The following is a 13878-nucleotide window of genomic DNA, read 5'->3' on the forward strand; positions in this document are numbered from 1 at the left end:
GCAACTTGAAGAATGAAGGGTATAGCGGTATTAAGAACACCTATTTAGGCTCGTTTCCGCTGTTGTGGTTGCCGATGTGTATGGATAGGCGTTATTGAAGTACAAGTATTTGGCTCTTAAAACTAAAACCATCGGTTTCACACGCTCTGTTGAATTGCATGAAAAAGTTACTGGTGTATTACTCTTTTTCTGCAAGATTATTCAAAGCGTGGCGCATAATGAACTATTAGAATTTTAGTGGGTTACATCAGCGCCACGCTCTTTCAGTTGCTCTCTATCACTGTAATAGCCTGATGGTTCGGCAAGCTTCTACCTCACCACCATCAAATAAATTTTTAGGCAAATGACGATATTTAAAATTTGGCATAATTTCATCGTGACTCTGTTTATTAGTAGGGGGGTAATAGGTATTTTGTATTTAAATATATGTTTATGTTAGATGTAGTCAAGGTAGCCATTATTAATTAAATTATTCGCTTTTTTTAGTCTGTAGCGAATATTAGCGCGTAGCCAACTATCAGATGACCATTCACTTTTTACGCGTTCTTCACCAAAGAGTTCAGAGGCAATATCTCTATGAGTAAGGCCTTGTTTTCTGTTGTCAATTATTTTAAGCAAGTCAAAGTGACGCTTTTCTTTTTCATCAGTTTCATATTGGTTACTAATGATGCTGTTTATAATGTCTATGCTCTTATTGATGCTATCGGCTTGCAGAGTAAATGGAATATATAGGAATAGACTCATGTTGTCATTAAGTATTAAATTACTGTCGGAAAAGAACTGAAAATAGTTATTTTTATTGAAAATTTTAACACATAATGTGTGATCCATCAGCCTTAGCTTATTTTGGTGTACTCCCGGTTTGTTCGCGATATTACCCCAAGTGAAATTACCTGAAGTGCTTAATGCTAACCGGATAGATCGTTTGCTCAGTCTAGGAGACCAAAAAACATCAATCGGATCTGAAATATCAGGTTCAACATACTTCATCAACCCCCATTTTCTCTCAGCATTCAGGTCTAAAATGTTTTGCGTTATTAAGGTTTCATCAGATATTTCATTTTTAGAGTCGGCTTCTTTCTCTTTCGCTATTTTCCAATCACTGATGTATAGCGGATTCCTTCTCAAACACTCCCAAGCAAAATCTGTATACACTTTCCTACTCATGATAATATCCTTAGATAGAAAGATAAAGAACATTTTTTAAACAAAGCATGTTCAAAAATTGAATAATAAACACTCGTTTTATAGGTGTTTATGATCACTTTGCTACAATTTATTGTTTGTAACATCATCAATTTTTTAGTGTTTGTTGTTCACTCATATCTTCATTCTGTAGAATCATCTGACACCACAATATCTACATCAAGAGCATCCTATTAATGAAGTGATAAGCAATCATTAAAAGGGTGAAAATAGGAGCTAATATATTTATCCCTGTGCAATGATGTTAATATGTTCTATTAATTGTACCTATCTAAATTCATCAAAATAACCTTTTTAAAGATTATTCTGATACTGCAAGAAAAACTAAGGCTGATAAAAAGGAGTGGGTGGCAACATGGACGATGTTTTTTCCCAAAATTTATTCGGCGTTGAATTCGATCCATTATACACTGAAATAGAGGCGACTCTTGCGCAGCAGGATGAATCTGCCGATCCACTTTCTCTGCCTGACGAACCGCCAAAGATAAACTGGCGATTAATTGCAGAACAATCAGGTAAACTACTTGAGCAGTGTTATGACTTACGTGTGGCGTTATGGCTAATCAGGGCTAATATGCATCGCGTAGGAATTTCTGCATTGTTTCGTGGACTGGTTGAACTGGAGCAACAGGTTTCAGAAAACCGAATTAAGCTGTATCCAATATCCGAAGATGAGCCAATAAACAGTGGGCATGCAGCGGCACTCGGCTGGCTATCAACGGCACAATGTATTGCTGAATTGAAGTCAGCAATGTTAACCACAGAACACACATATACGGTAAGTGAGTTAATTTATGTGGATTCAGGCACAAATTTAACTGACCAGTCGCAGACTATTCCATTAGCTCAGTTGTTAACCGTAAATACCTATTTTCAACAAAATGGGCTCCCTGATTTGTTGGAGCAATTTACTGTTATAAATAATGTCATAAAGAAATTTGAAGATTATGCCAATCAATATTCAGAAGGTTATCAACTGAATTGTGAACAATTGCATATCTTTCTGAAAAAATGTATCGACCTAATTTCAAAGTCAAGCTCTAATATTCATAGTGAAGATTTATCCTTAAATACTGATACGGCATATTCTTCGGTTTCCTCAAAAAGAATAATCGGTAGTCATGATGTAAGTATCCACTCACGTCAAGAAGTCATCCTTATGCTTGATCGGATTTTAGAATACTACCAACACCACGAACCTAGCCATCCTGCACCAATATTTATACGCCGAACAAAGCAGATGATAGGTATGGACTTTATTTCTATCGTAGAAGACCTACTTCCAGACTCTTTAGGTGCGTTACAACAGTTTACGGGGAAATAATTTCCCAAACGATTTGATGAGGATATAGAGATGGCAAAAGATTCAAGTTCACAAAAATTCATTGGCAGGAACAATGCGCCACGAGTGCAAATAGAGTATGACGTTGAGATCTATGGTGCCAATAAAAAAGTGGAGCTTCCCTTTGTGACCGGTGTCATGGCCGATCTTTCTGGTCACCGAGATAAACCACTCGCCGCTGTTGAAGAGCGAAAGTTTCTGACTTTTGGGCAGGATAACTTTGATGCTCGTATGCGTGCCATTAAACCACGGCTCAAATTCTATGTTGATAACATCCTAAGTGATGAGGAAGAGCTGTTGGATATCGAACTTGAATTCGAATCCATGGATGACTTTTCTCCCGGTGCTGTGGCTCGCCGTATACCGCAAATGGCAAAGCTGCTTGAAGCCCGAACACATTTGGCAGAACTGATCACCTACATGGATGGTAAGGCGAGTGCAGAAGAGGTGGTGAAACAGCTTTTGGAACAACCTGACTTCTTACAGCACCTGGCTGTGGATGCCCAAAGTACCGTTGCAGGTTTCGACCAGCCACTGGATGACGAAAACATCGAGGGAGACAAATAAGTGGAGAACATGCAACAACAAGTTCAGACCAGCAATGCAGTCGATGTTGATGTCGCTTTTGCTGATAACGAGTTAGATGAAATTCTTAAGCGTTCTTTCCGTCCGCGCACCGACGAAGCATCATCTGCTGTACGCAGAGCAATCAGTACGCTTGCGGCTTATGCCAACAAAGGCAAAGTCAAGGTGAGCCGTGATGTGGTTCTGACGATTGAATCTTTGGTTGCCGAGATTGACGAAAAACTCTCGGAACAGATGAACCATATCCTGCACCAGAAAGAGTTTCAAAAACTTGAGTCGGCTTGGCGTGGCTTAAGCTATCTGGTGAATAATACGGAATCCAACGACACGCTTAAGATCCGCGTGCTCAATATCAGCAAAGATGAGTTGGCGAAAACGTTGCGCCGCTATCGTGGTTCTGCCTGGGATCAAAGTCCTATCTTCAAACAAATTTATGAGCATGAATATGGTCAGTTTGGGGGAGAGCCATTTGGTTGCATGATCGGCGACTACGAGTTTGACCACAGTCCACAAAGCGTTGCTCTGTTGACCGAGTTGGCAAAAATATCGGCTGCGGCGCACTGTCCTTTTATTGCTTCAGCCTCTCCTACTATCATGCAGATGAATAGTTGGCAGGAGTTAGGTAACCCGCGCGATATCGGTAAAATTTTCACCACACCAGAATATGCACCCTGGCGGCGGTTGCGTGAAAGCAATGACTCCCGCTATCTGGTATTAACCTTGCCGCGTTTTCTTGCACGTTTGCCTTATGGTGCCAAAAGTTTGCCGATTGACGATTTTGCCTTTGAAGAAGTGGTCAGCCCTTACGCAACTGAGGATTTTACCTGGGCTAATGCTGCCTATGCCATGGGCGTCAATATCAATCGCGCGTTCAATGAATATGGCTGGTGTTCGAGGATCCGTGGTATTGAGTCTGGCGGTTCGGTTGAAGAATTACCCGCTTACTCTTTCCCGTCGGATGAGGGAGGCTACGAGCTTACCTGTCCAACCGAACTGGCGATCTCAGACCGTCGTGAAAACGAATTGTCAAATGCGGGTTTTTTACCCTTGGTATACAGAAAGCATTCGGATTTTGCGGCATTTATTGGCTCATGTACTCTGCATTCGCCCACTTCTTACGACGATCCAGATGCGACCGCTAACGCCAAACTTTCTGCGCGTTTGCCCTATATTTTCGCTACCTGCCGTTTCGCTCATTACCTCAAATGTATCGTCCGCGACAAGATTGGCTCGTTCCGTTCTCGTGATGATATGCAGGTCTGGCTGAACGATTGGTTGATGAACTACGTTGATGGTGATCCTTCTATTTCCACTGAGGCCACTAAAGCTAAAAGGCCACTTGCCGCTGCTGAGGTTCATGTTGAAGACGTGGAAGACGATCCGGGTTTTTATCGGGCTCATTTCTACCTGCGCCCTCATTATCAATTGGAAGGTATGACAGTATCTCTACGGTTGGTGTCCAAACTTCCATCTAGCAAAGAAAGTAAAGAAAAGTAGTGACTTAATTATCGCGAGCTTATAGGGAATTATTATATACACGGATTGTTGCCTACAAATAACGCGAGTTATTTTGTGTATTAATCTAAATTACACCTAGGTCGCGGGTTACTTTAATAAATAACGAGGATATAGCCGTCATTATTTGGCGGGATATCTACATGGGGATATTTACCTATTAAGGGGGTAACAATACAGATAAAACCATTTTAAATAACGCGATAAGTAAATGAAGGACAGTTTACAACCCAACTTTAATGACATTAATTCAGGAGTGAAAGAATGGCAGCGTTAGTGGATTATTTTCTAAAGATTGAAGGGGTAGAAGGCGAATCACCGGATCAGAATTATGCCGGCTGGATCCAACTGCAAGCCTGGCAATGGTCAGAAGAGAACGCAGGCCGCTGGGGATTTGGTAGCGGTGGTGGCTCTGGCAAAGTCGAAATGAAAGATTTTGAATTCCGCATGGTCAGTAATAAAGCATCACCGAAATTGTTCCTGATGTGTGCGACTGGCGAACACGTACCCCAAGCCAAACTGGTCTGCCGCAAATCTGGCAGTGGCCAGCAGGATTTTATGATCGTTACTTTCAGTAACTGTCTGGTTTCGGCGTTCAAAACCGTTGGCAATATGCCATTAGGTGCCGGAGAAAGAATTGAGGGTGATACGGTTCTGCCAACCGATCTGATCAGCCTTAACTTTGCGCGTATTGAAATTGAATACAAAGAGCAAAAGAACGATGGCTCTATGGGCGCAGTAATCAAATCGGGTTACGACCTGAAACTGAACGCACGAATTTAACATTGTTCATCGGGCTGCTCCGAAGTCAGGGGCAGTCTTTTAGCGCTACTTGAAAAGGTAAACCATGACCATTTCCGCCCCGATACTTTTCGACAAATTGAGTCTGCGCCATGAACATGCCCGCTTACCGCACTGGCGTGAAGTGCTGTTACGGGATATCGAAAGCTTGCTAAATGATTCGGCGCACAGTGCTGCCTTGAAATTGAGTCGCCACCCCTATTGTGAAGCATCGGTGATCAATTATGGCCTGCCTTCTCTGAGCCAGCAGGTGCCGATTACTACCGACCTGATGGAACTGGCACGCCATATACAACGCATTATTGCCACGTTTGAATCACGTCTTGATCCACGTTCGATCAAAGTCGTCCCTTTGATCGATAAGGACCATACCTGGGTATTGGCCATCCTGTTTGATATCCATGCCAAGTGTAATTTACCCGGTGAAGAACAGCCGATGAACCTGCGCATTGCGCTCGATTATTCCTATGGAATGGTACGTGTTCTCTGAACAACACAGATAGATAACAGGAAACAGCAGTCATGCTCAGCGAACGTTTTCTCGCTTTATACAACGAAGAATTGCGCTATCTACGTGAAGATGGGCAGCGATTCGCACAAATGCATCCACAGGTTGCTCAGCACCTGGGATTGCATGTTGATGGCGTGCTCGATCCTTTTGTGGAACGTCTACTCGAAGGCACTGCGTTCCTCAGTTCCCGTATTCAGGAACGGCTGAATAATGAACACCCAGAGTTTGCTCTACAGATGTTGGGCCGTTTGGCACCTTTGTGGTACACCCCGTTACCTTCGATTGCCACTATTGCCATGGTGCCAGACTTGACCTCTCCTCAGTGGCATTCGCACGTCACTTTGCCGAAGGGCAGCCGTGTCACCTTGAGCGATCATTCTCTGAATAACCAGCGAGCTATTTTCTCTACGGGCCGTGATCTAAAAATTCAGCCAGTGCTTATTGAGCATGTCGAGTGTACCAATACCCCACCGGCAAATTTACCTCATGCCGTGGCCCATCAATTGCGTGATGGTCATGCACATCTCGCGCTACGCCTCGGTACTCAGGGCGTTGCCTCGTTATCTGAATTGGATCTTGCCCCACTGAATCTGACACTGGCGGGGGATATTGTGCATTCGAATCAGGTGATGACCACATTACTTAATAATACCCTGCGTATTGTCGTCTGGGCCAAAACGGACGATCGCCCGTTGATAAAAGTGCTTGATAAAGAGCAACTGCGCCAAGGCGGTTTAAACGACGATGAAGCCTTGTTGCCAACACATATTAGCGAATTGCCGGGTAGCCGCCTGTTACGCGAATATTTTGCAGCACCCTCACGTTTCTTCAGCCTTGAATTACATGGGTTGAACGATTTTTTACAGCAGGGCGATCGGATACATGCTTTCGAAATCCTGTTCGTGTTGGATCTGCGGCCCCTGCATTTAATTGATCGAGTCACCTCACAGGATTTCCGGCTGTTTGCTACCCCGATAATCAATCTTTACAAGCGTCGTTGCAGCCCTGTGCTGATTAATAACCAACACATCGAATATCCGGTCATTGTTGATAACGTGAACCCTCGGCTGTACGAAATTCATCACATACTGAAGGTGAATGGGCTACTCACTGATGGTAGTAATGCCCCTTTTTCTGCTCTGCATGGGCATGGACGTTTTGGTGATGACGATAATCTGGGGGGATATAGCATCCGGCGGCGGCGTGAGCTTAGAGAAAATAACAGTCAAAAAGTATCACCGATGCCACATGACAGCTTGTTTATATCGCTATCCCCCGGTAACACCGGTCTTGATATTGATCGTGTCAAATCCTTGTCGGTCGAGGCGATGGTTTGTGACCGCTATCTGATACCGAGCCAGTTGCAACAACTGCAATTTCAACTGGATGTTGCCCTGCCAATCGGCCCGATTGAGATGTTGCGTTCCCCTTCCAGGCCCCAAGGCGTGCCCGATATCGCTCAAGCCTGGCAGGCGTTGCAACTGCTTGCCAACAACCCGCTTCGCTACGCCCGACCAGAAGTGGCTGATTGCTCTGCGCTACTGAAAGACTGGCTATCGCTGTTTTGCCAATCTGGTGAAATCAGCCAGCATAAACGGATCACTAGCCTAAGCCACGCCAGCATCAACCACACTTTTGAACGTTATACCGTGCCGGGCCCTATTGCCTGGGGACGCGGAGTTGAAGTGACCATCGATTTAAGTAGCCACCATCACAGTGATAAGGGCGCTTTCCTGTTTGCTAGGGTGATGCACCACGCACTATCAGAATATTGTGAACTGGGGCAAAACCTGCGTATGCATCTCAAGGTTGATGGTGAAACCTTTGCACAATGGGAGCCAATCAGCCATGTCTAGTATGCCGGCTTTGATCGTTGGCCTCTCTGCCAGCCAGGATTTCTTCGAATTGTTGCGCCGTATTGAACGTGCAACACCCCATGAACCCCGTCTGGGGAGTTCGGGTGTGGGACGTCAGCGTCGATTGAAGATCATTCAGCCTGCGGATATGGCCTTTGCCCCGCGTGAAGTTGCCGATGTCAGGCAGCGGTTGAATGACCAAGGTACGGGTTCGCAGGTGGTGATTTATTGCCGTCACTTCGGGCTGTTTGCCCCTTATGGGCCGCTGCCAATTCATATAACAGAACACGCGCGTAATGAGTCACTGGCTAAGCGTAATCAGGCCTTTCAGGATTTTGCGAGTATCCTCAGCCAACGCATGGCAATTTTGCATTACCGCTCATGGGCACAGCTCAACGTCGCGGTAGGCCACGATCGGATCACCGATAATCCTTTTTTACGTCATATATGCCAAATCGCGGGTGTCCACCCCCAGCAGCAGTTGAACCCACACATTGCGCGCATTCGTTCTCTCTTTCCTGGTGCTTATCTTCCGGGGCGAGGTTCTCTGCGGAAACTACAGGAGATCCTGACACATTATTTCTCTATCGCCATTCGCTTGGAACCTCATAAAGGGCTGTGGATTGATGATCCTAAACACGGACAAAACCAGCGGATGGGGAAGCTGGGCACCACAAGGCTGGGGAAGCGCTTTTTCGATGTTCAACACTGCCTTGTCGTCAATATCGGTCCGGTATCTGAACCTGACTACCATGATTACCAAAGGGGTAGTGAACGCTTACAAACACTGATTCACATCTGTCACGACTTTGTGCGACACCGGATGGTGCTGGATGTGAATTTGATTATTCAGACCTCACCCGAGATGGCTTGCCGTCTTGGCAAAGGAAGTCTTAGCCGTCAGAGCTGGTTGAAACCCGGTTCTGCTTTGCATGTTCGCCACCTTTACAGAACAGTGAATTAACTTCAGGAGCGATGAAGATGTACCAACGTGAACGTCTTTTTAACCAGCTCGGCGCCTTCGCCTATAAAACCTTCGTTGAAGCAACCCGGCTCTGCCGTAGCTACCGACACGAGTACGTTGAGCTTGAGCATTGGTTGAAAGTATTGGTGGATCAACAGCAAGGAGATGTCCCGGCGTTGTTGGCACATTATGGACTGAACCAGTCGGTCATTTCCGCGCGGCTGGATAATATCATTCAGCATATGCCTAACACGCACAGGGCCGGGCAGGATCTCTCCGCGCGCCTGGAAGCTGCGGTGGAGTTAGGTTTACTGATGAGCCAGGTGATAGGTGTGCAGCGCTCGATCCGTACTGCGCATATTCTGCTAGGGCTGTTACAGGATATGCAACATCAACGCTGGCTTTATCGTTTGTGCGATGAATTCAAAAAATTGCCGATCCCACAAATAGCACAAGAGTATGAGAGCCTACTGCGCAATTCGATAGAGCATGAAGATGCACAGCAAGAGGAGCCTATCCAGGCCAATTCATCCACCAGCAAGCAGATGACAGAAGGTGATGCGGTTCTGGATAAATGGTGTGTTGATCTCACTGCCCAAGCCATCGCCGGTGAGATCGATCCGGTCATTGGTCGTGAAGCTGAATTACGTCAGGTGATCGATATCCTGTCACGCCGTCGCCAGAACAATCCTATTTTGGTCGGCGAGGCGGGTGTGGGTAAAACCGCTGTGGTCGAGGCTCTGGCCAGGAAACTCGCCAGCGGTGATGTCCCTCCGTTGTTGAGCGGTGCTCGTCTGCTTTCGCTTGATCTCGGACGCATGCAGGCTGGTGCAAGTATGCGTGGCGAGTTTGAGTCACGCTTAAAGGCATTGATCGACGGTATCAGCCGGTGTGATCGGCAGGTAATCCTGTTTTGCGACGAAGCACACACGCTGGTCGGGGCCGGAGGGCAAACAGGTACCGGTGATGCCGTTAATCTATTGAAACCGATGCTGGCCAGGGGGGCGTTGCGCATGATCGCAGCCACCACGTGGTCTGAGTACAAACAATTCATTGAACCGGACTCGGCCCTTACCCGTCGTTTTCAACGCGTGTTGATCAGTGAACCCAATGAGCCGACTGCGGTCGATATGCTGCGTGCTATCGCCCCACATTTTGCCAAGCACCACGGGGTGATGATCCGTGATAGTGCGATCCTTGCTGCCGTGCGTTTGTCATTGCGTAACCTTCCTTCACGACAGTTGCCGGATAAAGCCATCAGTCTGTTAGATACGGCCTGTGCCAGGGTTGCCCTCAGTCAGCATGCTGAGCCCCAGATTATCGCTGAACTATCGGCTCAGCTTGGGGTATTGAATACGGAATACCAGTACCTGCAAAGGGAACATCAGCTGGGGGCTGCGGTTAACGAACGACTGGCAAAGGTTGAAGCTGTGATCCCACATCTTCAGGGGGAGTTGACCACCTTACGCGAACGCACCCAAAGCGAACAGGAGTTAGTGCAGGCATTGTTGCCAAAGGACGATGCCATAAGTGCGATGACCGAACATAGCCGTTGGCCTGAATTGGTCGAATTACAGCAAAATGATCCTCTGGTTTATCCGTGGGTGGATGAGCAGACGATTGCCGAAGTGCTGTCTGACTGGACAGGTATCCCCAGCGGTAAGATGTTGCAGGACGATATCGAGTGTGTGCTGGATCTTGAGCATCATTTAGGTAATCGCATTTTCGGGCAAGAGAATGCGATCAAAGAGATCGCACAAGCGGTACGCATTGCACGGGCAGGAATTCAATCTCAGGAACGGCCGCTAGGGATTTTCTTGCTGGCTGGGCCGACAGGCACGGGTAAAACAGAGACTGCTCACGTGCTGGCAAACACCTTGTATGGCGGGGTGCATAACCTCATTACCTTCAACATGAGTGAATTTCAGGAAGCTCATACCCTATCCACACTGAAAGGTGCTCCTCCGGGCTACGTTGGCTATGGCAAAGGCGGCAAACTGACCGAAGCGGTAAGACGTAAGCCTTACTCGGTGATCCTGCTGGATGAATTTGATAAAGCTCATCCAGATATTCACGACGCTTTCTATCAGGTGTTTGATAAAGGTTGGATGGAAGATGCAGAAGGTCGCATCGTCAGTTTTCGCCAGTGTTTCATTTTGCTGACCTGTAATCAGGGGGCCGACGAGATTGAACAAGCCTATCAGGCTGACAGCAGCATCAAACTTTCTACCCTGAAACCGATTGTCTACGATGCCCTGCTGCCGCGTTTTGCACCGGCGTTGCTGGCCAGGGTCAATATCATTCCTTATCTGCCGTTGCAGCAAAATGCCTTGGCACAAATCTCTGCACATTATCTCTCTCGTCTGCAACTGCAATTGGCAGACGATCTCGGTATTACTTTGTTGACCGAAGGCGATATTCCTTTATGGATCGCCGAACGTGTTTTGAGTCACCCAAATCGAGGGCGCGCAGTCGAAGAGTTGTTGCGGCAAACGATGTTGCCTGCGATAGGCAATGAAATCTTGCGAAGACAGCACGATGCAACACCACTCAAAGAAATCTTGCTGATGGTCGAAGATGCCAACATGAGTATGGAATTCGCCTGATCGCAGCCAGTCGCTGTCAAGTCTACCCACACACGAGTTAACCAACGTCGTCAACATCTTTGCAATGCAAGAGGCGGCGGGGATAAACATTATTTTAAGATGAGGTCGTTATGCCTTTAATCGAAATAGAGAATAAATTGTTGTCGGGTTTTGAGGCTTTTCCTCTCAGCTTTACGACGGAAGAACGGCTTTCAAGGAACCCGGTCTACAGCATGGAGTTTCAAGCCGCTGAAGCCGATATCGATTTGGTCAGCCTGCTGGGTGAAGTGATCAAGGTCAGGATAGAACTGCCTGATTCTGCGGGTTATCGGACGTTCTTCACTTATGTCGTGGCGGGCAATGATGAAGGCCAGAGACAGAATCAGTTTATTTACCGGCTGGAGTTGAGTACTTGGTTGTGGTTCCTGATGCAAAACCGCAATTGCCGGATATTTCAGGACATGAACATTATCAGCATTATTGAGCAGGTATTTACTCGCTACAACTTTGCTGACTATCGTATTGATATTACAGGAAGTTATCAGGCGCGTGAATATTGCGTACAGTTTGCTGAAACCGACTTCGATTTCATCAACCGGCTGATGGAAGATGAGGGCGTGTGGTATTACTTCGAACATAGCGATGAAAAACACACGCTGGTTATCACCGATCAACAGCAGTTTGCTACCCAGGATGGTCACTACGCCGAATTGAGTTTTCTGCCGGATAGCGAGGAAATGCGTGCCATACGTGAAGGCGTGCAACGTATCCAGCGCTCACAGCGGATCCATGCCAGTGAAGTTGTGTTACGTGATTTTGACTTCCTTAAGCCACGCAACACATTGCAAACCCATATCGAAAGTTCACGACAACATCTGCAGGGTGTGCCGCTGGAGTGGTATGACTATGCCGCAGGTTATACCAATACCCAACATGGTGAAAATATTGCTCGCCTTCGGTTAGAAGCGATGCAGAGCAACGGCCAATTGCTCTCCGGTGAAAGTAATGCTGTCGGCCTGGTGGCGGGTAAATCATTCTCGCTGTTGCAGCACCCAGACAATAATCGCAACCGTGCTTTCAAGCTGATTGCCTGTAGCTACAGCTTTTTGCAGGATGGGCCTGACAGTGGCAGCCGTGGGCGGAATGTTGTCTGCCGTTTTCAGGCTCTGAATGACGATGTGATTTACCGGCCGGTGCGTATCACTCCGCGCCCACAGGTGCCAGGCGTTCAGAGTGCTACCGTAGTCGGTGCGCGTGAATCTGAAGTCCATACCGACAAGTTTGCTCGTATCCGAGTTCACTTTCACTGGGATCGCTATAAAACCACCGAAGAGGACAGTTCATGCTGGATCCGTGTCGTCCAGGCATGGGCGGGTAAAGGTTGGGGGGTTCTGGCGATGCCGCGCGTTGGCCAGGAAGTGTTGGTCAACTATGTTGATGGTGATCTGGATCGTCCGATGGTCACCGGGATTGTCTACAACGGAGAAAACCCACCGCCTTATCGCTTGCCGGATCATATCAACTATTCGGGTTTTGTTTCCCGGTCCCTCCACCAGGGACAACCGCAACATGCCAGCCAACTAACGTTCGATGATAAACGCGGCAATGAGCGAGTGATGCTACACGCCGAGCGTGATTTACAACAAACCATTGAACGCAACTCGGCCACCGCTATCGGCCAAGATAAGTATGAAACGGTGGAGCGTACCAAAACGGATTGGGTGGCTAACCATATATCTTATAAAGACATGAGTTTCTCTGTCACAGGTATGGATGTATCTGCTAAAGGCTTGTCAGTTTCCGCCACGGGGGCCAATGCTTCCGTAACCGGAATAAACACCGGCCTGACTCTAATCAACACCTCATTTACCGGTGTCGGGACTTCATTTACCGGTCTCAGTACCTCATTTACCGGAGTGGGTACCTCATTCACCGGTCTTACCACCAGTTTAACCGGCGTGAGTACGTCAATGACCGGTTGCAGCTCTTCCTTTACCGGTACCAGTAATTCTATGGTCCACAGCAGCCACAGTTTGACGGGTTTTAGCAGCAGTATGACAGGAGCCAGTTGCAGTAGAACGGGTAAAAGTCTTGGCATGGTGGGTGAGAGCATCTCGTTTACCGGTGCCAGTTTCAGTTCTGTCGGTTCAAGCACCAGTCAAACGGGCATTAGCATCAGCACTACGGGGGCCAGCACCAGCGTCACCGGTAGCAGTGTCTCGACAGTCGGTAGCAGCATCAGTACCACCGGCAGCAGCGTTAGCAGCACCGGGAGCAGCGTGAGTTGTGTCGGCAGCAGCATCAGCAGTACGGGCAGTAGCGTCAGTAGTACGGGGAGCAGCGTTAGCAGCACAGGCAGCAGCATCAGCGCCACTGGCTGCAGCATAGGGAGTAAAGGAATAGACATCAGCACGACAGGCTTGTCGCTCAGTTACACCGGCGCTGTTTACTCGGAAAAAGGTGTCGATCTGAAAACTGTCGGCATGCAGAGCAAAAACTGAATCAGGAGGCGC

The 13878-nt window shown here is 47.4% G+C and carries 10 protein-coding genes; 9 read left to right on the forward strand and 1 reads right to left on the reverse strand.

The genetic code is table 11. The annotated features are described in order from the left end of the window. Nucleotides 1-435: 435 nt before the first annotated feature. The gene (locus OK023_RS01690; RefSeq protein ID WP_317694468.1) at nt 436-1167 is read right to left on the reverse strand and encodes a DNA -binding domain-containing protein; all 732 of its coding nucleotides are present in this window, start codon (nt 1165-1167) and stop codon (nt 436-438) included. Nucleotides 1168-1561: 394 nt separating this feature from the next. Here OK023_RS01690 and OK023_RS01695 point away from each other — a divergent pair, with 394 nt between their 5' ends. The 9 genes from OK023_RS01695 to vgrG all read left to right on the forward strand — a co-directional run bounded on the left by OK023_RS01695 (nt 1562) and on the right by vgrG (nt 13866). Further along, nucleotides 1562-2530: an ImpA family type VI secretion system protein gene (locus OK023_RS01695; RefSeq protein WP_317694469.1), complete on the forward strand. Its 969-nt coding sequence runs from the start codon at nt 1562-1564 to the stop codon at nt 2528-2530. 30 nt (nt 2531-2560) lie between these two features. Then, a complete protein-coding gene (tssB, locus tag OK023_RS01700; protein ID WP_317694470.1) occupies nt 2561-3115 on the forward strand; it encodes a type VI secretion system contractile sheath small subunit in 555 nt (184 codons plus the stop codon). A 9-nt stretch (nt 3116-3124) separates the two neighbouring features. Continuing rightward, a complete protein-coding gene (gene tssC / locus OK023_RS01705; protein ID WP_317694471.1) occupies nt 3125-4630 on the forward strand; it encodes a type VI secretion system contractile sheath large subunit in 1506 nt (501 codons plus the stop codon). Nucleotides 4631-4912: 282 nt separating this feature from the next. Further along, entirely contained in the window at nt 4913-5431 is a 519-nt protein-coding gene (locus tag OK023_RS01710; RefSeq protein WP_317694472.1) for an Hcp family type VI secretion system effector, read from the forward strand. Between the two features lie 64 nt (nt 5432-5495). Continuing rightward, complete coding sequence (gene tssE / locus OK023_RS01715) at nt 5496-5939, forward strand: type VI secretion system baseplate subunit TssE (RefSeq protein ID WP_317694473.1); 444 nt, start codon at nt 5496-5498, stop codon at nt 5937-5939. A gap of 32 nt (nt 5940-5971) precedes the next feature. After that, nucleotides 5972-7816 (forward strand): type VI secretion system baseplate subunit TssF, encoded by a 1845-nt coding sequence (gene tssF, locus OK023_RS01720; RefSeq protein WP_317694474.1) that lies wholly within the window; start codon nt 5972-5974, stop codon nt 7814-7816. Continuing rightward, nucleotides 7809-8780 carry a type VI secretion system baseplate subunit TssG gene (gene tssG, locus OK023_RS01725; protein WP_317694475.1) on the forward strand — a complete coding sequence of 324 codons (972 nt, stop codon included), beginning with the start codon at nt 7809-7811 and terminating at the stop codon, nt 8778-8780. The genes tssF and tssG overlap by 8 nt, the downstream gene beginning before the upstream one ends. 17 nt (nt 8781-8797) lie before the next feature. Further along, on the forward strand, nt 8798-11386 hold the full coding sequence (tssH, locus tag OK023_RS01730) for a type VI secretion system ATPase TssH (protein WP_317694476.1): 2589 nt from the start codon (nt 8798-8800) through the stop codon (nt 11384-11386). A 110-nt stretch (nt 11387-11496) separates the two neighbouring features. Continuing rightward, nucleotides 11497-13866: a type VI secretion system tip protein VgrG gene (gene vgrG, locus OK023_RS01735; RefSeq protein ID WP_317694477.1), complete on the forward strand. Its 2370-nt coding sequence runs from the start codon at nt 11497-11499 to the stop codon at nt 13864-13866. Nucleotides 13867-13878 lie beyond the last annotated feature (12 nt).

The sequence above is a fragment of the Serratia sp. UGAL515B_01 genome (assembly GCF_033095805.1).
Lineage (GTDB): Bacteria > Pseudomonadota > Gammaproteobacteria > Enterobacterales > Enterobacteriaceae > Chania.